Below are 22,631 nucleotides of genomic sequence, written 5' to 3' on the forward strand. Positions count from 1 at the left end.
GAATAAAAACTCATTTTCACTTTGAATTTGCTAATTAAGATTTACTTTATGATGCCGCGATATGTTTGGGCTGAGGAAAATGAGTGACCTCTGAGAAGGCTATGACAGCCATCGCCTGGGAGATGTCATGCCTTTTTTTCGCAGCAAAGCTGGCCACGAAGCGATATTCTTGGGAGTCTTCGGCACAGTCATCTGGGCGCTGGGAAGCCAATTCCAGGCGTTCGAGGCTGTAACCGCATTCGTGCTACGCAATGACGACTATCAGCTCGACGACCTGGCGCTGGCGATTACAGTCACCGGGTTGGTCAGCCTGATCTATTCCATCCTTCGCCTGCGCGATCTCAGCCGGGAAGTCGGCCGCCGCGAGATTGCCGAGCAGGGTGTGAAGTGGATCTCCGGTCACGACGAAACGACAGGGCTCCCCAACCGCCGGTCTCTCGACGAACGCATGGCCTGCCCGCAACACAGCGGGGAGGACAAGCTTGGCGTCTTCGCCCTCCAGCTCGACGGCTTTAAAAAGATCAAGGACCTGTTCGACCACAAGACGGCAGACGACGTGCTGCGGGTGATGGCGGAGCGCCTGAAGGCGATCTTCCCGTCTGACGATATCTTCAGGACCGGTGGACGGGACTTTATTGCGTTCATCGCCGGAGCGGATCACGCTGAAATCGCCGAACAGGTAGCGGCCGCAATCGCAAGACCGGTCGCCGTCAGGGGACAGGCGGTCGAAGTTGGCGTCGCGGTCGGTTATGCGCTTCTTCCCGTCGACGGGACTGACCTCGCAAGCGCCGTGCGCTGCGCCGAAGTTGCCATGGAAGCGGCAAAGAACGACCCGGCACGAAAAATCCGCGCCTTCGAACCCACGATGCGCGAGCGGTGGAAGGAAAGCTCCGAGCTCGAGAAACAGCTTCGTCAAGCGATCAGAAAAAATACGATAAAGCCCTATTACCAGCCGATCGTCGATCTCCACACGGGCAGGATCAACGGCTTCGAAGCGCTCGCCCGCTGGGAACAGGAACCGGGCAAGTTCGTGCCGCCCACCGTCTTCATCGACCTTGCCGAACGCACGGGCCTGATCGGCGAGCTGACGGTCAAGCTCTTCCGGGTTGCCTGCGCCGATGCCGCCACCTGGCCGAACGGCGTTATTCTCTCCTTCAACCTGTCGCCGACGCAGCTGCATGACGGGCTGCTGGCAATCCGTATCCTGACGATCCTCTCCGAAGCCGGACTGCCTCCGTCACGCCTCGAGATCGAGATTACCGAATCGGCGCTCATCCAGGATCTCGTCGCTGCCGAGCGGATCATCGCCGATCTGAAGAATGCCGGCATACGCATCGCGCTCGACGACTTCGGTACGGGCTATTCGAGCCTTGGCCAGCTTTCGAGGTTCAGCTTCGACAAGATCAAGATCGACCGGATGTTCGTCTCGGAAGCCGCCGACGGCAAGAAAAACGAGAAGATCCTGAGAACGATCATCGGTCTCGGCAAGGGGCTGGATATCCTGACGACGGCGGAAGGCATCGAGACCGAGGAGCAGCTCCAGGCACTGATCCGGATGGGATGCAATCTCGGCCAGGGCTACCTCTTCGGCAAAGCCGTCCCCGCCGCCGAAGCATCCCGCCTCCTCGAACTCGATTGCAAACTGGTGGAAACCTCGGAGATGATGGTCGCCTGAGGCTATTGACAAGGTTACCTGTACAGCAACTTGCTGGCCAAGCGCCGGCTTGAGTTGCTGAAACGCGCGCGAGGGAAATCCAGCGACAAACACGACGCAACTGGCTTGCGCGCGATTTTCCCGTTTCAGCTGGATTAGCGATATACGGCGCGCATATTTTCGACGGCACGCCGAAAGACTTCGGTGTCATCCAGGGCTCGAGCCAGTACAATTCCGCCTTGGATCGTCATCACCATGCGCTCCGCTTCGATATCAGCCAGATCCGCTGGTTGTCCCGCCCTGCGAAGAGCATCCGACAGCGCCGCGATCCAACGCCTAAAGTAACTCGCGATCGACGCGCCAAACGTGTCGCGCGTTGCAACCATGGCAAACGTTCCCACCAGACAGATGCGGCTGCCAGACCGGAAGTAGATCATGACGTTGTCCAACATCGCGGCAATCGCCGCATTTGGCTCGCCCCTGCGCAGCGGTTCGTAGATCTCCCGCTCAAACCACGCATCGACGTCTGCAAGCACTGCGGCCGCCATCTCCTCCTTCCCTCCGGGAAAGAAATGGTAGAGGCTTCCCTTTCCTACCCCGATGCGCTCCGTGATGCTGTTTAGGGTCGTGCCGTCATAGCCGAGATCACGAAAGACTTCGGCTAGCAACCGCACAACGTCTTGCCGTTCGAATACCGCTTTCACATCGACCTCAAAATCCGAAATCTGACAGACCGGGGTGGTCATCAGGTCGCCTGCCCAGTGGCCAGAAATACCGGCGCTCGTGCTCCTGTATGGGCTTGTCATTGATGCAAGCAAAGCGCCGCTGCATCAGGCCGTCGGCATCGAATTCCCAGTTTTCGTTCCCGAAGGAGCGAAACCAGTTTTGGCTATCATCGTGCCACTCATAGGCAAAACGGACAGCGATGCGGTTTTCCGAAAACGCCCAGAGCTCCTTGATGAGGCGGTAATCCAGTTCCTTTTCCCACTTTCTCGTCAGGAAGGAAATGATCGCAGGACGGCCGGTTACAAACTCGGCCCGGTTTCGCCATTCGCTGTCTGGCGTGTACGCCAGCGCTACCCTCTCCGGATTGCGGCTATTCCAGCCATCTTCAGCCGCCCTGACTTTCAGGGTGGCGGTTTCAACCGAGAACGGGGGAATCAGGGAAACCACGAGCAACCTCCTTCTTTTACCAATTTGCTTATTCTGTACCAAAAGGTACAGCCATGTCAATCAGCGAGCAGCTACTGAGTCACCGTCGTATCGTCCAAAACGACAAAAAGCCCGGCATGACCGGGCTTTTTGCATAACTCCTCGAGACGCACTATCTATTCAAGGAAGGTCATTGGGTTAACCGGCGAGGCATTCTTGCGGACCTCGAAGTGCATCTGCGGCTGCTTGGCATTGCCGCTCATGCCTGAAGTTGCGAGTGTCTGGCCGCGTTGTACTTTCTGTCCGCGCGTGACGCTCAGAGTGTCGGCGTGGCCGTATACGGTGACCGTGCCGTCGTCGTGGCGTACCAGCACCGTGTTGCCAAGCGCCTTGAGACCATTGCCGGCATAGATGACGACGCCGTTTTCGGCGGCCTTGATCGGCGTGCCCGATGGCACCGAGATGTCGATACCGTCGTTGCGGCTGCCTTCGACATTGGCGCCGTAGGCGGCGATGACCGCGCCGCGCACAGGCCAGCGATACTTGCCGATGCCGGTCGATTCCGGCGCAGCGGAGCCGGCGTCCGATTTCTGGGCGTCGTTGACGGACTGGGTCGGCAGCGAGGCGACCTTGGTCGGCTCCTCGGCAGCGACGGGTGCAGCTGCCTTGACCGGTGCCTTTTCAGGCGCGATCGAAGCTGTTTTCATATCGTCGGCAGCCGGTGCTGCGCCAGCCTGCGGCAGCTTCAGCGTCTGTCCGACCTGGATGCCGTTCTTGCCGATGCCGTTGGCTGCCTTCAGCGCGTCGATATGAGTTCCGGTGGCCTTGGCGATCTTGGCGAGCGAATCGCCCGGCTTGACCACGTAGCTGCCCGGCGTCGGTCCCTTGCCTGCCCCGGCCGAGAGCTTGCCGGAGCCGTTCTCGGCGCTCAGCTGCTGCTTGTCGCGGGCCGTATTGCCGTTCGGAAGAACAGCGGCATCCTGTTCGGGCGCCTTCGACGGGATCGGCTGCTTGCCACCCTTGTCGAGATCGGCGGCCTGCGACGATGCCTTCACGACATTAGCGCCGCCATTCATGGTTGGAATGATGATGGAGCGGCCCGGCTGGGCGGACGCGGCGCTCTTCAGGCCGTTGACGCGCAGGATTTCCTTTTCCGGAACGCCGTAGCGGCTGGCAAGCGTCTTCGTCGTCTCGCCGGGGCGCAGAGTAACGGTTGGCGCGTTATCGCCGGTCCAGGCAGACGGCTTGCCGGGCGTGGTGCCGGTCGCCATGCGATCCGGGGCCTCGCGCGGTGGGGCCAGCGAATGCGGAGCAGACCCGCGGTTCGGCGCGGCATCTGGATAGGGCTGCGCAAGAGCCTGCTGCTCTTCGCGGGGCGGCCGTGTCGACAGGTGGTCGGATGTGGCGATACCGGCAGGCGCGGCCAGCTGCGAGCGCTGAACCGACGGAGCGGCAGCAATCCGTGCGTTGGAATAGGCCGGCTTGTATGTCTGCGGCTGCGACGGATAGGGCTGGTTCATGGCAGCATTGCCATTGCCGTAATCCGATTGACCAGAGGCCACGTTGGCGGGCGGGACAGGATCGCGGTCGAGACCGCTCAGCTGCCGTCGCGGGATGGAACCCGTCGTCATGGTGTCGGAGCTCGAACCGGAGCTTGCGAACATCCCCGAGAAACGAGAGGCATCCGAACTGCAGCCTGTCGCGGCGCTCGCGAGAAATGCTGCAACCAGGACCTTGCCTGTCGTCGTGCTGATATGTAACGGAAAGCTGAAACGCATGACTCGACCCACTTAAGACGCAACCCATTTGTGAGTTCCATTAAAGCGCGTTAATCTTACCATGCGGTTAAGGCGCTGGAGTCATGTGGATTTTTTTGAGAAATTGCTAACCATAGTCCACAGCCCCGTGGCTGCGGCGTGCCGAAACGCTGCAATCCCGCCAAGCGTCAGAGATAGGCCGCAAGCTTCGGGATGATCGGCAGGTAGGGAACTTCGAACAGTTCCTCGCGCTCGAAACGGCTGCCGGTCTTTGTCAGGCGCACCATGCGGCAAACGGTATCCGTTATCATCACAGGCGTGATCATCGAGCCGCCGGAGACCAGCTGGTCGGCATAGAAGCGCGGCATGGTCGGGAAGGCGCCGGTCACCAGAATGCGGTCGAACGTACCCTCGCCCGGCATGCCGGCGCTACCGTCCGCCTGGCGTACGATGACGTTGCGCATCGCCAGTGTCTCGATGCGCTTCTGTGCTGCAATCGTCAGCGTCTTGTAGCGGTCGACTGTCAGAACCCGTTCGCCGAGCCGGCCCATGACGGCAGCTGTGAATCCCGTGCCGGTGCCGACTTCGAGTACGCGGTGGCCCGGCCGGACCTTCAGATGGTGGAGAAGCCTGATGACGAGGTCGATGCCTTCCATGAATGATCCGCATTCGATCGGGATCGTCCGGCTGGAATAGGCATCTGACACCGCCTGCGCCGGCACGAACAGCGAGCGAGGCGTCTGCTCCACGGCAGTCAATAGGTCGATGTCGGAAATGCCTTCAGCACGCAGCCGCAGCACGACGGCCGCAAAACCTTCCCTCTCAAGAAGTCGAGCTGTCAAACCGCTACTCCGTGACCAACCGCCCGCAATGTGCCGGACTGAGGCGCATAATTGGCGTGATCGGGTTTCAAAGAAGTTACCGGCAGCTGTTTTTGCTGTGAAGCGCGCATATCCGCACCCTCACCCGACAGGAAACAGGCAGCGATCCGCGCAGCAAATGGCCGCGAGGTCGCGAAGGTTTGGTCGGTCTTCGTCGATAACACTGGCACCGTCCTGCTATGCTGCCCGCTCGATGGTCTTCAATCCAGCCATATAGGGCACCAGAACTTCAGGCACAGTCACGGAGCCGTCCTCGTTCAGATAATTCTCGAGCACGGCGATCAGGCAACGACCGACGGCCGTGCCGGAGCCATTCAGCGTATGCACGAAGGTGGTGGCCTTGTCGTCCTTGCCACGGTAGCGGGCATTCATCCGCCGGCCCTGGAAGTCACCGCAGACGGAGCACGAGGAGATTTCGCGATAGGCATCCTGGCCGGGCAGCCAGACCTCGATATCGTAGGTCTTGCGGGCGCCGAACCCCATATCGCCGGTGCACAGCATCATCGTGCGGAAATGCAGCCCCAGACGCTTCAGCACTTCCTCGGCGCAGGCGGTCATCCGCTCGTGCTCGGCAACCGCGCTATCGGCATCGGTGATCGATACCAGCTCGCATTTCCAGAACTGATGCTGACGCAACATACCGCGCGTGTCGCGTCCGGCCGAACCGGCTTCCGAACGGAACGATGGCGTCAGCGCGGTAAAACGCAGAGGCAGCTTGTCCTGCTCGAGGATCTCGCCCGAGACGAGGTTTGTCAGCGGCACTTCGGCAGTCGGGATCAACCAGCGGCCATCGGTGGTGCGGAACAGGTCTTCGGAAAACTTCGGCAGCTGGCCGGTGCCGTACATAGCTTCATCGCGCACCATCAGCGGTGCGCTGACCTCGGTATAGCCGTGTTCGCCGGTGTGCAGGTCGAGCATGAACTGGCCGAGCGCCCGCTCGAGCCTCGCCAGCGGCCCCGTCAGCACGGTGAAGCGCGAGCCGGAAATCTTGGCGGCACGCTCGAAATCCATGTAGCCGAGCGCTTCGCCGATCTCGAAGTGCTCCTTGGGCGGATGGTTCCACCGCGGCTTTTCACCGACCACGCGGGCAATGACATTGTCGTGCTCGTCCTTGCCGACCGGTACGTCGTCGAAGGGAATGTTCGGCAGGCGCGACAGGGCATCCGTGAGCGCCGCCGTCAACTCGCGCTCCTCGGCCTCGGCGGCTGGCATGGCGACCTTGATCTCGGCTACCTCCGCCTTCAGTGTCTCGGCAAGCGCACTGTTCTTCTGGGCCATAGCCGCGCCGATATCCTTGGAGGCGGCGTTGCGGCGGGACTGCATGTCCTGCAGCGCCTGGACGACGGAGCGGCGCTTTTCGTCGAGTGCGATGATGGTTTGCGCCTGCGGCTCGGCACTGCGCTTGGCAAGCGCTGCATCGAGGGCTTCGGCATTGTCACGGATCCATCTGATATCGAGCATCGTCGTTCCCGGTCGCTTCGTGAAAACAGCTCCGGCCGGGGCCTGACCAAGCCTCCAGCCGGAGTTAAAGGGCGATACCGCAGGGATGCGGCGTTAAAAAATCAGTCTTCGTCGCGCGGTACGATGGCCGAAGAGGACGCTGTTTCTTCTTCACCCTGTCGCTTGCGGCTACGCTCCACCATACGTGCAGCGTAGATCGAAATCTCGTAGAGAAGGATGGTTGGAACGGCAAGGCCGATCTGCGACATCGGGTCCGGCGGCGTCAGTATGGCTGCGGCGATAAAGGCAAGCACGATCGCAAACTTGCGCTTCTCCGCAAGCCATGTCGAGGTCAGCAATCCGACCCGGGCAAGCAGCGTGGTGATGACCGGAAGCTGGAAGACCAGTCCGAACGAAAACACCAGCGTCATGATCAGGCTGAGATATTCCGACACCTTCGGCATCAGCGAGATGGCGATTTCACCATCGGCCGGCGATTGCTGCATCTTCAGGAAGAACCACATCACCATCGGGCAGAAGAAGAAATATACCAGCGCCGCGCCCATCAGGAACAGCACCGGCGAGGCGATGAGGAACGGCAGGAAAGCGTTGCGCTCGTTCTTGTAGAGGCCGGGCGCGACGAATTTGTAGATCTGTGCCGCGATGATCGGGAAGGCAATGACCAAGGCGCCGAACATCGCCACCTTGACCTGCGTGAAAAAGAATTCCTGTGGCGCCGTATAGATCAGCTGCGATTTGGCAACATCGAGATGGGCCCAGATCACCGCCCATTTATATGGGTAGACGAGATAGTTGAACAGTTGCTTGGCGAAGGCGAAGCACACCATGAAGGCGATAAAGAACGCGGCGATGGACCACATCAGCCGCGTCCGCAATTCCATGAGATGTTCGATAAGCGGCTGCGGCTTATCGCCGATATCACTGGTCATGCATCGTCTTCCTTGGTGACAGGCGTGTTCGAGGTGCCAGCCGCCTGCTGTGGAACAGCGTTATCGACAGCAGGCTTCGGCGCGACCGGCTTGCGCGCCCGCTTCGGCTTGTCGGCAGCGGGCAGCCCGACCTGGGCCGGCTCGACGACGGAAGGCCCTTCCAAATCGGCAGCCTGCGCCTTGACGCGGGGCCGACGGACTGGCGTCGACGGGGAGAGAACTTCCTTGACGACGGGTACGGACGTCACGACGGGAGCCGAGGCCTGCACGTCGAGCGCTTCAGCCCGCACGCGAGGCTTGCGCGCAGCCTTTGGCGCCGTGATCGCTTCAACCGTCGTCTCGAGGGTCGGCACCTCAGTGGCGATCAGCTCCGGCTTGGCGCGCGGCTTGCGCACCGCCTTGGGCTTTACGGCCGTCTCGGCTACCACGGCAGCGGCCTCCGCAATCGCGGCAGGTGCGGGAGCGACGACCGGTGCCGGAGCTTCGGCTACAACAGGAGCCGTCGGCTCCGACGCAACGCCATCAGTGTGCGGCAGCATCTGCGGTTCCGCTGGACGTTCGACTGTCGTCGAGCGCTGCAGATCGGCCTTGATGTCATTGCCCATCTGCCGCAACGGGTTCATTGCCTCACGCAGGCTATGCGCCGGGTTTAGCTTCTGAGCATCGGCAATCGTCTGACGGACATCGTCCAGGTCGGCCTCTCGCAAGGCATCATCGAATTGCGCCCTGAAATCACCGGCCACCTTGCGAAAACGCGTCATCATCTTGCCGAAAGTTCGCAGCATGGGCGGCAAGTCTTTCGGGCCGACGACAACGATCAAAACAACCGCTATGACGAGCAGTTCGCTCCAACCAATATCGAACATCAAAGGCTCCTGGGCGGGCACGGCACGAGAAGGCCGCCATGCACCCCATTCTGGTTATTTCGTTTCGTCGGCCTTGTGATCGACGGTGCGGCCCATTTCCGGACGGATGGGATCGCCACGTGGCTGGTCGCGCGGCGCAGCCGTTTCGTCCTCGTCGGTCATGCCCTTCTTGAAACTCTTGATGCCCTTGGCGACGTCGCCCATCAGTTCCGGGATCTTGCCGCGGCCGAACAACAACAGCACGATGGCCAGAACGATCAGCCAGTGCCACATACTAAAAGAACCCATGACGATACCCCTTGTGTTATGTCCCTAGGATGTAAGCGGTTTGCCAAGCTTTTTCAAACACCAAAATCGCCCGGTCGCTAAGACTTGATACCACCATCCATCGCCGCCCGCTTTCGCTATCCATAATCCTCTCGTGCTGTGGCGGAACAAAGACGGGTTGTCGAAGCAGTCCTCACCGCAACCGGCGTCAATCCGGCGCACCGGTCGGCGCCAGCAATCCCAGCTCCTCCAGGTCGAGCTGGGTGATCGGATCCTCGTCCTCGCTCAATTCGTCGCTCATCACAGGCGAGGGCATGGCGAAATTGGCAGGGATACGCCCGGTGAGAAGCCCTGCCCCCTTCAGCTCTTCGAGACCCGGCAGGTCGCGGAGCTCCTCCAGCCCGAAATGATCGAGAAAATCGCGTGTCGTGCCCAGTGTGACCGGCCTTCCCGGTGTGCGCCGGCGTCCCCGGAAGCGGACCCAGCCCGCTTCCATCAACACGTCCAGCGTTCCCTTCGATGTCTGCACGCCGCGGATATCCTCGATCTCGGCCCGGGTTACCGGCTGGTGGTAGGCAACGATCGACAGTACCTCGAGCGCGGCGCGCGACAGTTTGCGGACCTCATGCTCATCCCGCCGGATGATGAAGGAAAGATCGGCAGCCGTCCGGAATGCCCAGGCATCGTCGACCTGGACAAGATTGACGCCCCGCCCCGCATAATTCTCGCGCAGCCGCAGCACCATCGCGCGCACGTCGATGCCATCAGCAATCCGGTCGCGGATATAGGCTTCGGAGACCGGCATTGCCGAAGCGAAGATCAATGCCTCGGTAATCCGCTCGGCCTCGCGCAGCCGCGCCGCATCCGCTGCGCCCTCGCCCGTCATCTCAGTCTCTGCCTGCCCTTCCGACACCGCCACTCCTATTCCGCCGCGTCGAGGATGGCGTGCTTCGGGCCACGGCGCATGTAGAGCGGCTGGAAGGCGCCTTCCTGGCGGATCTCCATCTTGCCCTCGCGCACAAGCTCCAGCGACGCTGCAAAAGCGCTGGCGATGGCGGTCACTCGCTCGCTCGGGCTTGTCATGTAGCGCAGCAGGTAATGCTCGAGCGCCGTCCATTCAGGCACGTCGCCGATCATCCGTGTCAGGATGGCGCGCGCCTCGACGAGCGACCACACGGTCCGCCGTTCGATCGTTACCTGGGTTATAGCCTGGCGCTGACGCAGCCCTGCATAGGCATTGAGAAGATCGTAGAGGCTGGCGTCGAAGGCCGACTGCCGCTGGTCCGGAATGTGCTCCGGCGCCCCCCGGGCGAACACATCGCGGCCGAGCCGGTTGCGGTTGACGAGGCTGGCGGCAGCATCCCGCATCGCCTCGAGCCGCTTCAGCCGGAAGGCCAGCGCCTCGGCCATTTCCTCGCCGCTCGGCCCGTCATCCTTGTTCTGCTGTGGAATGAGCAGCTTCGATTTCAGAAAGGCAAGCCATGCCGCCATGACCAGGTAGTCGGCCGCAAGCTCGATGTGGACCCGGCGCGCGGTCTCGACGAAGACCAGATATTGTTCGGCCAGCGCCAGCACCGAAATCCGCGCCAGATCGACCTTCTGGTTGCGCGCAAGATGCAGCAGCAGGTCGAGCGGCCCTTCGAAGCCGGCGATGTCGATGACAAGTGCCGGCTCCTGCGGATCGCGATCCACGGCAGGTTCCTGCCACAGCCGATCCATCGGCGTTGCCGCCGCTTTGGTCAGATCCGTGGCCTTGCCGTTGTCCAATCTCGCCCCTCGCAGATCGCTCGTGTCAGGCGATCGACAGCATCCCGTCGAACTCGGCGCGAATGGCTTCCTCGTCGGCACCATCGCCCTGCCCGAAGGCCGCCTCGACCGCCCTGGTCCGCGCAAGCGCTTCGCCCGAAAGCACAGGCACTGCGCCAACCACCTGCTTCATTTCGTCCATAATGCCATTGCAATGCAACACGATATCGCAGCCGCCGGCAATGATATTTGCAGCCCGCTCGCCAATCGTGCCGGCAAGCGCATTCATCGAGGTGTCGTCGGAGATCAGAAGTCCCTTGAAGCCGATGAAGTCGCGAATGACTTCGTCGATGACGATCTTCGATGTCGTTGCCGGGTTGTCGGGATCGATGGAGGTGAAGACGACATGGCAGGTCATCGCCATCAGCTCGTCCTTCAGCGCCATGAAGGGCGGGAAATCATGGGCTTCGAGCTCTGACCGGGACACGGATACCACAGGCAGTTCGTGATGCGAGTCGGCAAAGCCCCGGCCATGGCCCGGCATATGCTTCATGACAGGCAGCACGCCGCCGGCCTTCAGGCCCTCCGATGCGGCGCGGCCCATCTCGGTCACGGTCACCGGGTCGCCGCCATAGGCGCGGTTGCCGATGACGTTGCTGCTGCCCTCGACGGGGACGTCGAGCACCGGCAGGCAATCGATGTTGATGCCGAACTTCAGGAGATCGAAGGCGTGCAGCCGTGACATCAGCCAGGCGGCGCGCAGGCCCGCCTCGCGGTCGCGGCGATAGATATCTCCGAGCGCCTGGCCTGACGGATAATGCTGCAGGATCGGCGGACGGATACGCTGCACCCGGCCACCCTCCTGGTCGATCATGACGGGCACGTCGGCACCGACGCTGTCGCGAAGGGCAGCCACGAGGTCGGCGATCTGCGCCGGCTCGCCGATGTTGCGGCCAAACAGAATGAACCCCCACGGCCGCTCGCCGGCATAGAAGGCGCGCTCTTCGGGAGTGATGGACAGGCCGCTACAGCCCAGGATCATTGCTTTCGATTCGGTCATGCCAAAATCATAAGGGTGGCAGGGCTCGATGACGAGCGTAGGCGGCCACTCGTGCACAAAAAAGAACGGCGGACCGAGGTCCGCCGTTCACTATGTGGGATAGCTGGGATCGCTTATTTCGAGATCAGGCAGGTGCCGCCGGCAGCCCGGAACTTGACGCAGAGCGCTGCGGCATCGTCCTTGGAGCCGACCGCGACGCGGACGCGGTAGTAGGTACCCTTGCCGGCGATGTCGACCTTGCGGACCTCCATCGGATGGCCACCGATGACGCTGGCATATTTCGCCGCCATGTTGGCCTGCGAGCGCTTGGCTTCCTGCTCGGAAGGCAGCGACGCGATCTGCATGCCGTAACCGCCGGCCGAAGCCGTTGCCGCGGGTGCCGTCTTGACCGGCTGTGCTGCCTGCGTAGCCGAAGCCACACGAACAGGCTGGGGCGTAACCGGAGGCTTGGCGGCGGCCGGCGTCGCCGATGCGGTTTGCGTCGGACGGGCCGTCGGCACCGGTGCTGCGTCGGTGGAGCCGGCAGCAGGCGTGTTGACTGGCGGCTGCGCAGCAGCGGGTGCGTTGGCAATCTGCGTCGTCTTCACCGTGCGGATCGGAGCGCTGTCGGCACTCGGCGCGTCGCCATCATCGGCCGATGCCATCTGGCTGTTGTCGGCAGCAGGCGTCGTCGGCGCTGCAGCCGCAGCGGGGGCGGAAGGAGCGGCACTGTCATCTGCGGGAGCCGGTTCTTCGCGAGCCACGAGCGAGCCGTCAGGCTTGACGATCATGGTGCGAACGCGGCGCGCCGCAACACCGGAATTGCCGTCCTGGCTGGTAGCAGCAGGGTTGCCCTGGCCTGGCAGCAGGCGCGGATCTTCCGTTTCGCCGACGGGTGTCGACAGATTGGCTTCTCCGCTCCCGTCATTGTCATCGGGAAGGCTGTTTTCGGGGATCAGCGTCTTCTGGACGACGTCGACCGGCTGCTCGTCCGAAGTCACGAGTTCCTTCTGCTTTGGCGGCTGAGTGGCCGCGCCGGCAACACGGTCGTAGACCGCCTTGTCCTGGTTCGGCACCACCTTGCCACCCGGATCGGTCGGAACGACCTTCACGGGATCCTTGTCGGCGGTGATGACGCGTGGCTCACCAGATGCAAAGCTGATCGGCGACCCGTTATGGGAGACCCAGCGATACATGCCGTAGGCACCGCCACCGAGCACAACGACAGCGGCAGCAGCAATGGCGATGCCGCGCATGGAACGCGCCCGCCAGCGGTCGTTGGCCGTGTGCGACGATTCGAACATCATCGGCGAGACGTTTTCAGGCCGGCTGGGCGTTTCGCGGAAGCTTTGGCGGAAATCTTCCTCCAGTGCCCGTTCGAACTCGTCGAGGCCTCCGCCGGTCTTCTGCTGCATCGTCACGCCGCGAACGGGAACAGACGTTGCCACTCCCGGCGCGAATGCCGCTTCCGTCATGGATGGCGCCGAGGCTGGCTCGGGCGAAGTATCTGCCGGCGCACTGAACAGGCTCGCCATCTCCGCATCGATGTCGAAATCGTAGTCGGGTGCGGCAACGACTGGCTCGTCCGGTTCTGCCGGCGGTAGTGCCGGAACGTGGATATCCTCGAATGTCTCGACCCGATCTTCCGTCTCCGAAATCTCATTGGGATCGAATGGCAGTTCCTGGTAGCTGTCGACGACGGGTTCAGCCTCGTGGACGGCGGCGCGCTGTTCGGCAGGCGCAGCAGCGCTGGCATAAGTTGGCGCGGTGGCGCTGGCATAGGTAGAGGCAGCTGCAGCGGCATAACTCGGAGAGCGCTGGACGGCGGCCACAGGCTCCGGTTGTCTCCAGTCCGTTGCCGGCTCAGAAGGCTTTGCAGGCTTTTCGACCTCTGCGAGCGACTTCGGGTCGGCAAAGTCGAGTTCGGCCAGCTCCAGTTCGATATCGGCAAGATCGAGGTCGAAATCATGCTCGTCGAAGCCATCGAAGTCTTCGTCCGCAGCAGCAACGACTGGCTCGGGGTCAGGTGACTTCACCGATTCAGGCTGGGCCGTGACAGGCGTGGCCATTGACGCGCGCGGTGCGGGCGGATTGACGAGTGAAGGATCGATACGCGCGGCGATCTGTTCGCGCGACGGCACGGGATAACGCGATACGTCGGCCAGAAGATCGTCGATATCGAGACCCTGGTAGCTGCTCGCAGCCGATACAGGCGCAGGTTCCGGCACGACGGTAGCGGCCGCAATCTCTTCGGCGCGGGCTGCGGGTGGGAGATCGACGCCAGCAAGCGGCGCTTCTTCTTCCACATGCACATCCGCCAAAACGGGATCGGGCTTGGAAACGACTGGCGTCTCTGCTTGCACCGCTTCGGCACGGTCCATTTCGACAGGATAGGAAGGCTGCTCGTGCGTCACGAATTCTGCGACGGGTTCGGGTTCAAAGGTCGCGACTTCCGGCGGCGCAGCGGGAGCAACAGGCTCTACGGTGGGCACAGGCTCGACAGCGCCGAAGGCATCCATCGTCGGCTCGCGGCGCGGCGCATTGAAATTCGCAAGCGGCAACCGGATGGTGGCTGCAGCCCACTGCTGCGTTCTCGGCGGGGTCGGCTGGACGTCCGGCGCAGATATTGACATTTCCAGTTCATCGACCAGATCGCGGTTGGCAACCTCGGGCGCAGAAGCCAGTTCTTCCAGCTCTTCGGCAGCAACCGGCATGGTGGTCGGCTCGACGACCGATTCCCAGCTCTCTTCAGCCGGTTCGAAATGCGAGGCATCGACGACCGGCGGCTCAGCATGAACCGGCTCTTCCGGCTGCAGCATCTGTTCTGCATGCGGAGCTTCGTATGCGGCCTGCACTTCCGCCTGCGGCTCCGGCGCATGCGTCGGTTCGACGGCGGCGAAATCGTTTGCCGGCGTGCCGTTCCCGTACACGGGCTCGGAATAAACGGCATGGCTGGGCTGGGATGCCTGGGGAGTGCGCGGCGCGTCGTAACGCTCAAACTCGCGGAGCAACTCGTCCTCGAGATCGAAAGCCGGCTCCTGTCGCTGGTTTGCAGCGACAGGTGTGGATGGCCGCTTGTCGTATCCGACGATGCGGGCGAGTTCGGCGAGCGGATCGTCGTCCGCGAAGAACTCATCTTTTCCGCCTGCGCGGTACGCCAACTGTTTTTCAGCCATTACTTCATCCACCCGCAACTGCTACGCTATTGCCAGCGCAATGTGGGTAAATGGTGACGTTTATCGCATTTCAGCCGGTGCTGCGGTCCCGGTAATACCGAGACCAGATTTCAAAACCGACGCGACAGCGTGCACCAGCCCAAGTCTGGCAATGCTCAATTCTCGGTTTTTATCGTTAACAAATCGTAATTCCGGAAAATCTTTACCTTTATTCCAGTGTCCGTGGAAGAAACTCGCCAGGTCATACAGGTAAAATGCGATGCGATGCGGCTCCTGGGCCAGCGCCGCACTCTCGATGATTCGCGGAAACTCCGCCAGTTTGGCAACCAGCGCCAGCTCCGCCGGATCGACAATCGCACCATGGACGGCAGCCGCCATTTCCTCGACAGATACTTCCAGACCCGGAAATGCTTCCTTCGCCTGGCGGAATATCGACATGCAGCGCGCGTGGGCATATTGCACGTAGAAGACTGGGTTGTCCTTCGACTGCTCGGTCACCTTGGCGAAGTCGAAGTCGAGCGGCTCGGAGCTCTTTCTGTAGAGCATCATGAAGCGCACGGAGTCGCGGCCGACTTCGTCGACAACCTCGCGGAGCGTCACGAAGTCGCCGGAGCGCTTCGACATCTTCACCGGCTCACCGTTACGGAACAGCTTGACCAGCTGGCAGAGCAGCACCGTCAGCTTTGCCTGACCATCTGAGACGGCGCGGGCAACCGCTTCGAGACGCTTGACGTAGCCGCCATGGTCCGCACCGAGCACGTAGATCATCTCGTTGAAGCCACGGTCGTACTTGTTCTTGAAGTAGGCAACGTCGGCGGCAAAGTAGGTGTAGGAGCCATCCGACTTGATCAGTGGCCGGTCGATGTCGTCGCCGACCTCGGTCGAGCGGAACAATGTCTGCTCGCGATCTTCCCAGTCCTCCGCCACCTGACCCTTGGGCGGCGGCAGGGTTCCCTTGTAGACGAAGCCCTTGAAGGTGAGGTCGTTGATCGCGGTGCGGATCGGCGCAGCACCGTTGGCGTGCAGCGTCCGCTCCGACAGGAAGACGTCGTGGACGACGTTCAGCGCCGCCAGGTCCTCGCGGATCATCACCATCATCGCGTCGATGGCCTTGTCCTTGACGATGGGCAGCCACTGATCTTCCGGCATGCTGCGCAGCTTGGTGCCGAATTCATCCGCCAGAGCTTTGCCGACCGGCACGAGATAATCGCCCGGGTAAAGACCCGCCGGAATGTCGCCGATCTGCTCGCCAAGTGCCTCGCGGTACCGCAGGAACACCGAGCGCGCCAGGACGTCGATCTGCGAGCCAGCGTCGTTGATGTAATATTCTTTGGTCACGCCATAGCCCGCGAACTCGAGCAGGTTGGCCAGCGTGTCGCCGACGACCGCGCCACGGCAATGGCCGACATGCATAGGCCCGGTGGGATTGGCGGACACATATTCGACGTTGACCTTCACGCCCTCACCGACCGTCGATCTGCCGAACGTCTCGCCATTGGCGATCATCGCTGCCAGCAGGCGCTGCCAGTAGCCGACCGAAAGGCGGATGTTTATGAAGCCTGGACCGGCGACGGAAACCTCGGCGATGTCAGCATCTTCCCGCAACTTAACGCTAATGACGTCGGCAAGTACGCGCGGATTGGTGCCCACGGCCTTGGCCAGAACCATCGCTGCATTGGTCGCCACATCGCCATGACTTGGATCGCGCGGCGGCTCGATGCCGACACGACGAAAATCGAGTTCGGATCGCTTTTCCTTGATGATATCAATATCTTCAAGGGCGAGCTTAACTCTGGCTTCGAAGTCTGTGAATAGGTTCATAATCAGTTCCAAGCATGGGCGGTTTCAGTCAGCCATCCGTCGGCGACCCGGTGCCTAACGCAAATCGGGAGTCTGGTCAAACAATCGCCTGTGGGCACTTATGGCATAGGTATCGGTCATTCCGGCCAGATAATCGCCGACATGCCGGGCCTTGGCGGCATCGGCGAGGCCGGAGATATGATCCACCCAGTAGTGGCTCTGCATCTCGCGCGGATCGGCCATGTAGGCGTGGAAAAGGTCGGTGACGATCTGCGCCGCATCCGCACGGATGCGCATGATATCGGGGTGGCGGTAGATGCGCTTGAACAGCATCGCCTTGATCTGCCTGTCGGTCTCGGCCATGTCGGGCGAGAAGGCGGCGACAACGCGGCCGGCATTGCGGATATCATCAGCGCTCGTCGGCCGGATCGAGGCAAGATTTTCCTGCGCCACCGAAATCACGTTCTCGACCATCCGGGTGATCTGCCGGCGCATGATCTCATGGGTAAACCGGCTGGCTTCCAGATTGGGGTAGCGGTCCCTGACCTCGGCCATCAGTCCGGCCAGGAATGGGATATCTTCCAGCATCTCGAAACTCAGATAGCCGGAGCGCAAGCCATCGTCGATATCGTGCGTGTTATAGGCGATATCGTCGGCGATCGCCGCCGTCTGCGCTTCGAGGCTGGCATAGCTGCCGATCTCCAGGTCGTGCAACTCGCAATAATCGAGGATCGGCTGCGGCACCGGCCCGTGCGTGCCCTTGCCGTCCGGCGCCAGCAGCGGGCCATTGTGCTTCACCAGTCCCTCGAGGGTCTCCCATGTCAGGTTCAGCCCGTCGAACTCGGCATAGCGCCGCTCCAGCTTGGTGACGATGCGCAGCGACTGGGCATTGTGGTCGAAGCCGCCATAGGGCTGCAGCATCTCGTGAAGCGCATCCTCGCCGGTATGGCCGAACGGCGTATGGCCGAAATCATGGACCAGCGCGACGCCTTCGGCCAGGTCCTCGTCGAGCCGCAGCGCCCTTGCCAGCGCCCTTGCCACCTGCGCCACCTCGATCGTATGCGTCAGTCGCGTGCGATAGTGATCGCCGTCCTGGGCGATGAAAACCTGGGTCTTGTGCTTCAGCCGCCGGAAGGCGGTGGTGTGCACGATACGGTCGCGGTCGCGCTGGAAATCGGACCGGGTCGGGCTGGAGGATTCGTCATAGAGCCGGCCGCGCGTTGTCCAGGGGTCCGCCGCGTAGATCGCCCGTTCGCCCGTGCCGAAACCCAATGCATGCCTGTCGATCGTCATAATCCATCCATCTCGGCCGCTGGCCATTGACGCCGCGTTCCGGCCTTCATACCTACAGTTTCAAGGAACGGCAAAGCAGTCCGGCAAAAACTCCCAACTGCTGCTGTCGCCGCCAGAACTTTGGTGATAGCCTTGTTCGATATCAGGCGTTTGAACGCCATCCTCAACTCATTCTCTCCGGGCCTTGACCCCGGCAGGAGGACATCATGACCGAAACAACTGTAACCCTTTCGGATTCCGCCGCCAAGCGCATAGCCGCAATCGTCAGTGCGGAAACCGGCAAGAGCGCGCTGCGCGTCGCCGTCGAAGGCGGTGGCTGCTCGGGCTTTTCCTACAAATTCGATCTCGTCGAAGCCCCCGCCGAGGACGACATCGTCGTTGCCAAGGGCGACGCCACAGTCTTCATCGACAAGCTGTCGCTGATCTACATGGCAGGCTCGCAGATCGATTTCGTCGACAACCTGCTCGGCCAGTCGTTCCAGATCAACAACCCGAACGCGGTTGCCAGTTGCGGCTGCGGCACCAGCTTCTCCGTCTGAAACGACATACAGTACTGCGCAACCGGTCGACGGCACAGCCGCCGGCCGGTTTTCTTTTGTCCTGAAGCCAATGGCCAAGCGCCGGTCGTGACGATAAAAGGGGCAATCCAAGGAGTCCCTCGCCCATGAAAATCGCCACCTGGAATATCAACGGCATCAAGGCCCGCATCGACAACCTTTGCCAGTGGCTGAAGGATTCCAGTCCCGATATCGCCTGCCTGCAGGAAATCAAATCAGTCGACGAGGGCTTTCCGAGGCTGCAGCTCGAGGAGCTCGGCTATCATGTCGAGACCCACGGCCAGAAGGGCTTCAACGGCGTCGCGATCCTGTCGAAGCAGAAGCCGGATGCGGTGATCCGTGGCCTGCCGGGTGACGACACCGACCAGCAGTCGCGCTTCATCGAAGCCTCCTTCTCCATCGCCGGCGACCGGACGCTGAGGGTCGGCTGCATCTATCTTCCGAATGGAAATCCCGTCGATACCGAAAAATATCCCTACAAGCTCGCCTGGATGGAGCGCCTTCAGGTGTTTGCAGCCGGTCGACTGGCGCTGGAGGAGCCGCTGATCCTTGCTGGCGACTACAATGTCATCCCGGAGCCGCACGACTGCTTCGATCCAAGGGTCTGGGCGAATGACGCATTGTTCCTGCCGCAGACGCGCCAGGCATTTCGAAGACTGGAAAATCTCGGCCTCACCGACGCCCTGCGGGCGACAAGCGATCAGTCAAAGCTCTACACGTTCTGGGATTATCAGGCCGGTGCCTGGCCAAAAAACAACGGCATCCGCATCGATCACCTGATGCTGTCACCCGAAGCTGCCGACAAAATGACCTCGGCGACAGTTGAGAAACACGTTCGCGCCTGGGAAAAGCCGTCCGACCACGTCCCCGTCGTTGCCCATTTCGATTTTGCGGGCTGAGCGGCAATAACCGTCCGCCCCATCACTCCGGAGCGGTCACGTCGAGCTTGTGGGCCATGACGACGGCGTTGCGGCGGTCGTTTTCGTTGGCTACGGAGAAAGCCTGCTCCTGCAGGTCTTCCATCCACGGACAATCCTTCGGCTTGCACTTGTCGAGAGCCGCCGTCATGAACGCGAGCCCGCGTGTCGACTGGCCTTCCTGGAACAGGATGTTGCCGAACACGGCCATGGCACCGGGATGGCCGCTCTTGCGAGCCTGATTGAGCCACTTCTTCGCCTGCTGGACATTCGACGTGCCGCCCTCGCCCGACAGCATCATCTTCGCCAGCTGAAACTGTGCTTCGGCGATACCGAAGGTCGATGCGACCTGGAAATACAGCTGGCGCGCCTGGTTCAGGTCCGTCTTGACGGGGGTGTTGGGAATTCCGCTCTTGTAATAGTTGGCGAGAGAAAGCAGCGCATTGATGAAAAAGCCGGTGTCTTCGGACCCGGGCTCGACGCCTTGCTGGGCGATCTCATTGTAGATCTTGAAGGCCTCGAAGTCATCCTGTGCAACGCCGTCGCCATCGGCATACATGTTCGCAAGTGCCCATCGCGAGCCGGTATGGCCCTTCTCGGCCGCATATTTGTAAGCCTCGACGGCTTCTTCCTTCTGCCCGTTCTTGTAGGCCTTGAAGCCGAACTTGAAGAGGTCGAAGGGTCCCGATTCCTTTGAGACGCCGGCATTGATATCAAAGGCCAAGGCAGGTGCCGCAACGGCAGCCGGCACGATCAACGCCATGCCAAGCCACATAACTCGTACTGATGGAAACTCGGATCTAAGCATCACAGTCGATTTCTTTCGCTCTATCCGGATACGCCACGATCAACCCCTCGTCACCGTTCAGCGCCGGATAAACTCCCACAAGCCGCCTACACCGGCCCGCATTCCATTCCGACCGGACCTTGAGAACGCCCCCGCTCCAGGATCCACTCGCCGCTTGTCCATGCGCTGCGGCAAGCCGTTTCCAAACTTCGGAAACATTTGCCGCCTCGCCATTCGTCACATTTTCAACCGTATCGCGAAATTGTGACCAAACCAGCGTAGGCACGTCCAACGAAGCATTTTTTGGCTCTTCAAACGCCAAATAATTCCTCGTTCAGGATCGATAGGCAGACTTTCGAATATTCAAAAAGCACCATGGCAACAAAACGTTACACCCGTTAGCTCGAAGTCACTCGAACCTCAGTCATGACACTTGTCTCACACTCTCCGAAATCAGCCTGAAGATCCCCACTGCACGTTTTCAGACGGGCTCGCCCTGAGCCCGCGCTTATCGGTGCGCTCTATTTGTGGCGGGAAATGGACAGATTTCCCGCAGGAGCGGGCAACGTAAACGGTTGCAAACGAGTGTTGCGATTTCGTCACAAAATGGCGCAACGGCGCGAACGTGCCCGCCCGGAACAACTGAAAGGAGCGAGTACATCCTGGCACAAACGGTGGTTGAGACAGCTAGAATTTGACCTTGACCGACGTCGAAAGGGCGCCGACGAAATCGTTGCCGTAGCGATAGGTGACATCGTCGCCGTAGGTCACGCCACCGGAGGTAACGGTCCCGGACTTGCCTGAAGTTAGCAGACCGACAGCGCCGGCAAGCCGGTATTCGACATGCTCGGTCGGCGAGAAGGAAAGGCCTGCCCCGAGCATCCAAGTATCGGACGACAGGCCATAGCCCTGGCTCGTGCCCTGGTCCCAGGTGAGGCTGACGGCGCCGCTCCACTGGGCATTGAACTTGTGGCCGATGCCGCCGCTCAACGTCCATCCGTCCTTGTAGAGGAGATCGAGGGAGGTCAGTTCCGCGGCGCTGCCCGGCCTGCAGGCGACAACTCCGCGCGTCGATTTCGGACAGAATGCGATACTCTGCAGCGTGCTCCAGTTGGTCCACTTGGCAGAACCGAACGCCAGCCAGTCGGGCGCGATGCCGGTCTGCAGCTTCAGCTCCAGCGAATCCGGCGCCGTGGCCGATCCGTAGACGGGCGTGACCGTGCCCACCGCCGGATTACCCGGGACTGCAATCTTCGGCACGGATGTCAGATCCACCGTGCCGGACAGATTGTCGTACTTGACCTGGCTGTTATAGACGAGGCTGGCCCGCATGGCGTATTCGGGGATCTCGTAGGCAACGCCCGAACGCCAGCCCCAGCCGCTGTCGCTGATATCGAGACGACCCATGCCGCTGTAGAGGGACGACAGCGACGCCGGCAAGGGCACCACCAATTCTTCCTTGAATCCACCGACCTCCTGGTAGAAGCCACCGCCGATCAGCCGCAGCTGGCCCGGACCTGCATCGAACTTGTAGGAGCAGGTCAGGCCGTAGTTGTGGCTGTATATCTTTTCGTCGCTGTTATAGTTGGCACCGGCCCAGTTTGTCCCGGGATTGGAATGGGCGCCGAACGGCTCGGAGTAGTCGGCCAGGCAATCGACATCGTCTGTGATACCGATCTTGATGCCCACGGAAGGCACGCCAAAATTGGGACCGTCGCTGACGGACTGCGGGCGATTGTTGAGGTTTCCATCACGTGGATTGATGTCACGTGCATTGGTCAGCTTGCGCTCCGGCATCACGAACGTGACTCCGCCCTCGAAAGCATAGCGTGACTTATCGAACAGCAGATCTATGTCATAACCCGCGCGCTCGATGCCTCCGGCCGCTGCGGAGCTGACGAAGCTACAGCCGGCAAGCAGCACGAGGGCGGCCTTGGCCACTGCACGATGTCCCATTACACTTCCCCGGTACCCAACTGCGGCAATCTTACGGTCATCGCAAGAATAGGCAACGTAACGATAAGCCCGTGATATCAATACTGGAGCGCGCTCCACGAGAAGTAGCGGCATCCTATCGCGTGAATATCACAAAGCGCAAAATTTTCTTCCCGAGAATGTATCGTTTAGTGCTTGAACTAGATTCTCTTTCTCTGACTTGCGCGCGATGTATCAAACGGATCACAGCAGCGAAATATAACCACCCCCTTAAAATGAGGGGTTTGATATTCAACCCGAGACTATACTTTGAATGTAACCAATCCACCTGAAGTCGAATTTTCTATGGATTCAAGAAGGGCGCACCCCTTTCGTGGCACGCCCTTTGTAATTCCACCGAACGATTCTAAACGG

The 22,631-nt window shown here is 61.1% G+C and carries 19 protein-coding genes and 1 pseudogene; 3 read left to right on the plus strand and 17 right to left on the minus strand.

The features are described 5' to 3' along the window. Window positions 1–127: 127 nt before the first annotated feature. Window positions 128–1,675: a bifunctional diguanylate cyclase/phosphodiesterase gene (locus tag EQW76_RS03340; protein WP_142823040.1), complete on the plus strand. Its 1,548-nt coding sequence runs from the start codon at window positions 128–130 to the stop codon at window positions 1,673–1,675. Window positions 1,676–1,809: 134 nt separating this feature from the next. Here the strand turns inward: EQW76_RS03340 and EQW76_RS03345 are convergent, their stop codons facing one another. The 15 genes and pseudogenes from EQW76_RS03345 to EQW76_RS28985 all read right to left on the minus strand — a co-directional run bounded on the left by EQW76_RS03345 (window position 1,810) and on the right by EQW76_RS28985 (window position 18,182). Continuing rightward, entirely contained in the window at window positions 1,810–2,358 is a 549-nt protein-coding gene (locus EQW76_RS03345; RefSeq protein WP_142823594.1) for a TetR/AcrR family transcriptional regulator, read from the minus strand. 7 nt (window positions 2,359–2,365) lie between these two features. Then, the gene (locus tag EQW76_RS03350; protein WP_142823595.1) at window positions 2,366–2,827 is read right to left on the minus strand and encodes a nuclear transport factor 2 family protein; all 462 of its coding nucleotides are present in this window, start codon (window positions 2,825–2,827) and stop codon (window positions 2,366–2,368) included. 155 nt (window positions 2,828–2,982) lie between these two features. Next, entirely contained in the window at window positions 2,983–4,584 is a 1,602-nt protein-coding gene (locus EQW76_RS03355) for a LysM peptidoglycan-binding domain-containing M23 family metallopeptidase (RefSeq protein ID WP_142823041.1), read from the minus strand. A gap of 167 nt (window positions 4,585–4,751) precedes the next feature. Then, window positions 4,752–5,405: a protein-L-isoaspartate(D-aspartate) O-methyltransferase gene (locus EQW76_RS03360; RefSeq protein WP_142823042.1), complete on the minus strand. Its 654-nt coding sequence runs from the start codon at window positions 5,403–5,405 to the stop codon at window positions 4,752–4,754. Between the two features lie 216 nt (window positions 5,406–5,621). Beyond that, window positions 5,622–6,905 carry a serine--tRNA ligase gene (serS, locus tag EQW76_RS03365; protein ID WP_142823043.1) on the minus strand — a complete coding sequence of 428 codons (1,284 nt, stop codon included), beginning with the start codon at window positions 6,903–6,905 and terminating at the stop codon, window positions 5,622–5,624. A gap of 101 nt (window positions 6,906–7,006) precedes the next feature. After that, window positions 7,007–7,834, minus strand: a complete 828-nt coding sequence (gene tatC, locus EQW76_RS03370; RefSeq protein WP_142823044.1) for a twin-arginine translocase subunit TatC — start codon at window positions 7,832–7,834, stop codon at window positions 7,007–7,009. A 374-nt stretch (window positions 7,835–8,208) separates the two neighbouring features. Next, window positions 8,209–8,700 (minus strand): annotated as a pseudogene (gene tatB / locus EQW76_RS30210) (Sec-independent protein translocase protein TatB); the annotation flags it as partial. 54 nt (window positions 8,701–8,754) lie between these two features. Beyond that, complete coding sequence (locus EQW76_RS03380) at window positions 8,755–8,988, minus strand: twin-arginine translocase TatA/TatE family subunit (protein ID WP_111221750.1); 234 nt, start codon at window positions 8,986–8,988, stop codon at window positions 8,755–8,757. A 187-nt stretch (window positions 8,989–9,175) separates the two neighbouring features. Beyond that, window positions 9,176–9,853 carry an SMC-Scp complex subunit ScpB gene (scpB, locus tag EQW76_RS03385; RefSeq protein ID WP_142823596.1) on the minus strand — a complete coding sequence of 226 codons (678 nt, stop codon included), beginning with the start codon at window positions 9,851–9,853 and terminating at the stop codon, window positions 9,176–9,178. A 35-nt stretch (window positions 9,854–9,888) separates the two neighbouring features. After that, the gene (locus EQW76_RS03390; RefSeq protein ID WP_142823046.1) at window positions 9,889–10,734 is read right to left on the minus strand and encodes a ScpA family protein; all 846 of its coding nucleotides are present in this window, start codon (window positions 10,732–10,734) and stop codon (window positions 9,889–9,891) included. Window positions 10,735–10,759: 25 nt separating this feature from the next. Further along, a complete protein-coding gene (gene nagZ / locus EQW76_RS03395; RefSeq protein ID WP_142823047.1) occupies window positions 10,760–11,773 on the minus strand; it encodes a beta-N-acetylhexosaminidase in 1,014 nt (337 codons plus the stop codon). A gap of 113 nt (window positions 11,774–11,886) precedes the next feature. Next, entirely contained in the window at window positions 11,887–14,928 is a 3,042-nt protein-coding gene (locus EQW76_RS03400; RefSeq protein ID WP_142823048.1) for an SPOR domain-containing protein, read from the minus strand. Window positions 14,929–14,988: 60 nt separating this feature from the next. Then, the gene (gene argS, locus EQW76_RS03405) at window positions 14,989–16,749 is read right to left on the minus strand and encodes an arginine--tRNA ligase (RefSeq protein ID WP_142823049.1); all 1,761 of its coding nucleotides are present in this window, start codon (window positions 16,747–16,749) and stop codon (window positions 14,989–14,991) included. A gap of 54 nt (window positions 16,750–16,803) precedes the next feature. Then, entirely contained in the window at window positions 16,804–18,021 is a 1,218-nt protein-coding gene (locus EQW76_RS03410) for a deoxyguanosinetriphosphate triphosphohydrolase (RefSeq protein ID WP_142823050.1), read from the minus strand. Then, window positions 18,018–18,182 (minus strand): hypothetical protein, encoded by a 165-nt coding sequence (locus EQW76_RS28985; protein ID WP_153816507.1) that lies wholly within the window; start codon window positions 18,180–18,182, stop codon window positions 18,018–18,020. Before EQW76_RS28985 ends, EQW76_RS03410 begins: the two co-directional genes overlap by 4 nt. Window positions 18,183–18,227: 45 nt before the next feature. Between EQW76_RS28985 and erpA the strand changes: the two genes are divergently transcribed. Both erpA and xth read left to right on the plus strand, forming a co-directional pair. Next, window positions 18,228–18,560 (plus strand): iron-sulfur cluster insertion protein ErpA, encoded by a 333-nt coding sequence (gene erpA / locus EQW76_RS03415; RefSeq protein WP_111221744.1) that lies wholly within the window; start codon window positions 18,228–18,230, stop codon window positions 18,558–18,560. 125 nt (window positions 18,561–18,685) lie between these two features. Further along, on the plus strand, window positions 18,686–19,477 hold the full coding sequence (xth, locus tag EQW76_RS03420) for an exodeoxyribonuclease III (protein WP_142823051.1): 792 nt from the start codon (window positions 18,686–18,688) through the stop codon (window positions 19,475–19,477). Window positions 19,478–19,499: 22 nt separating this feature from the next. On the opposite strand, the gene exoR is transcribed toward xth, so the two are convergent. Together exoR and EQW76_RS03430 are read right to left on the minus strand one after the other, a co-directional pair. Then, complete coding sequence (gene exoR, locus EQW76_RS03425; protein WP_142823052.1) at window positions 19,500–20,303, minus strand: exopolysaccharide production regulator ExoR; 804 nt, start codon at window positions 20,301–20,303, stop codon at window positions 19,500–19,502. Window positions 20,304–20,969: 666 nt separating this feature from the next. Beyond that, on the minus strand, window positions 20,970–22,238 hold the full coding sequence (locus tag EQW76_RS03430; protein ID WP_142823053.1) for an OmpP1/FadL family transporter: 1,269 nt from the start codon (window positions 22,236–22,238) through the stop codon (window positions 20,970–20,972). Between the last annotated feature and the right edge of the window lie 393 nt (window positions 22,239–22,631).

The organism is Rhizobium sp. rho-13.1, assembly GCF_007000305.1.
GTDB lineage: Bacteria > Pseudomonadota > Alphaproteobacteria > Rhizobiales > Rhizobiaceae > Rhizobium > Rhizobium rhododendri.

What these genes read in the sequence shown, in the direction of transcription:
- EQW76_RS03340 (WP_142823040.1), top strand. Translation starts at nt 128, where the DNA reads ATGCCTTTTTTTCGCAGCAAAGCTGGCCACGAAGCGATATTCTTGGGA.
- EQW76_RS03355 (WP_142823041.1), bottom strand. Translation starts at nt 4,584, where the DNA reads ATGCGTTTCAGCTTTCCGTTACATATCAGCACGACGACAGGCAAGGTC.
- serS (WP_142823043.1), bottom strand. Translation starts at nt 6,905, where the DNA reads ATGCTCGATATCAGATGGATCCGTGACAATGCCGAAGCCCTCGATGCA.
- tatC (WP_142823044.1), bottom strand. Translation starts at nt 7,834, where the DNA reads ATGACCAGTGATATCGGCGATAAGCCGCAGCCGCTTATCGAACATCTC.
- EQW76_RS03380 (WP_111221750.1), bottom strand. Translation starts at nt 8,988, where the DNA reads ATGGGTTCTTTTAGTATGTGGCACTGGCTGATCGTTCTGGCCATCGTG.
- scpB (WP_142823596.1), bottom strand. Translation starts at nt 9,853, where the DNA reads ATGACGGGCGAGGGCGCAGCGGATGCGGCGCGGCTGCGCGAGGCCGAG.
- nagZ (WP_142823047.1), bottom strand. Translation starts at nt 11,773, where the DNA reads ATGACCGAATCGAAAGCAATGATCCTGGGCTGTAGCGGCCTGTCCATC.
- EQW76_RS03400 (WP_142823048.1), bottom strand. Translation starts at nt 14,928, where the DNA reads ATGGCTGAAAAACAGTTGGCGTACCGCGCAGGCGGAAAAGATGAGTTC.
- argS (WP_142823049.1), bottom strand. Translation starts at nt 16,749, where the DNA reads ATGAACCTATTCACAGACTTCGAAGCCAGAGTTAAGCTCGCCCTTGAA.
- EQW76_RS03410 (WP_142823050.1), bottom strand. Translation starts at nt 18,021, where the DNA reads ATGACGATCGACAGGCATGCATTGGGTTTCGGCACGGGCGAACGGGCG.
- EQW76_RS28985 (WP_153816507.1), bottom strand. Translation starts at nt 18,182, where the DNA reads ATGGCGTTCAAACGCCTGATATCGAACAAGGCTATCACCAAAGTTCTG.
- erpA (WP_111221744.1), top strand. Translation starts at nt 18,228, where the DNA reads ATGACCGAAACAACTGTAACCCTTTCGGATTCCGCCGCCAAGCGCATA.
- xth (WP_142823051.1), top strand. Translation starts at nt 18,686, where the DNA reads ATGAAAATCGCCACCTGGAATATCAACGGCATCAAGGCCCGCATCGAC.
- exoR (WP_142823052.1), bottom strand. Translation starts at nt 20,303, where the DNA reads ATGCTTAGATCCGAGTTTCCATCAGTACGAGTTATGTGGCTTGGCATG.
- EQW76_RS03430 (WP_142823053.1), bottom strand. Translation starts at nt 22,238, where the DNA reads ATGGGACATCGTGCAGTGGCCAAGGCCGCCCTCGTGCTGCTTGCCGGC.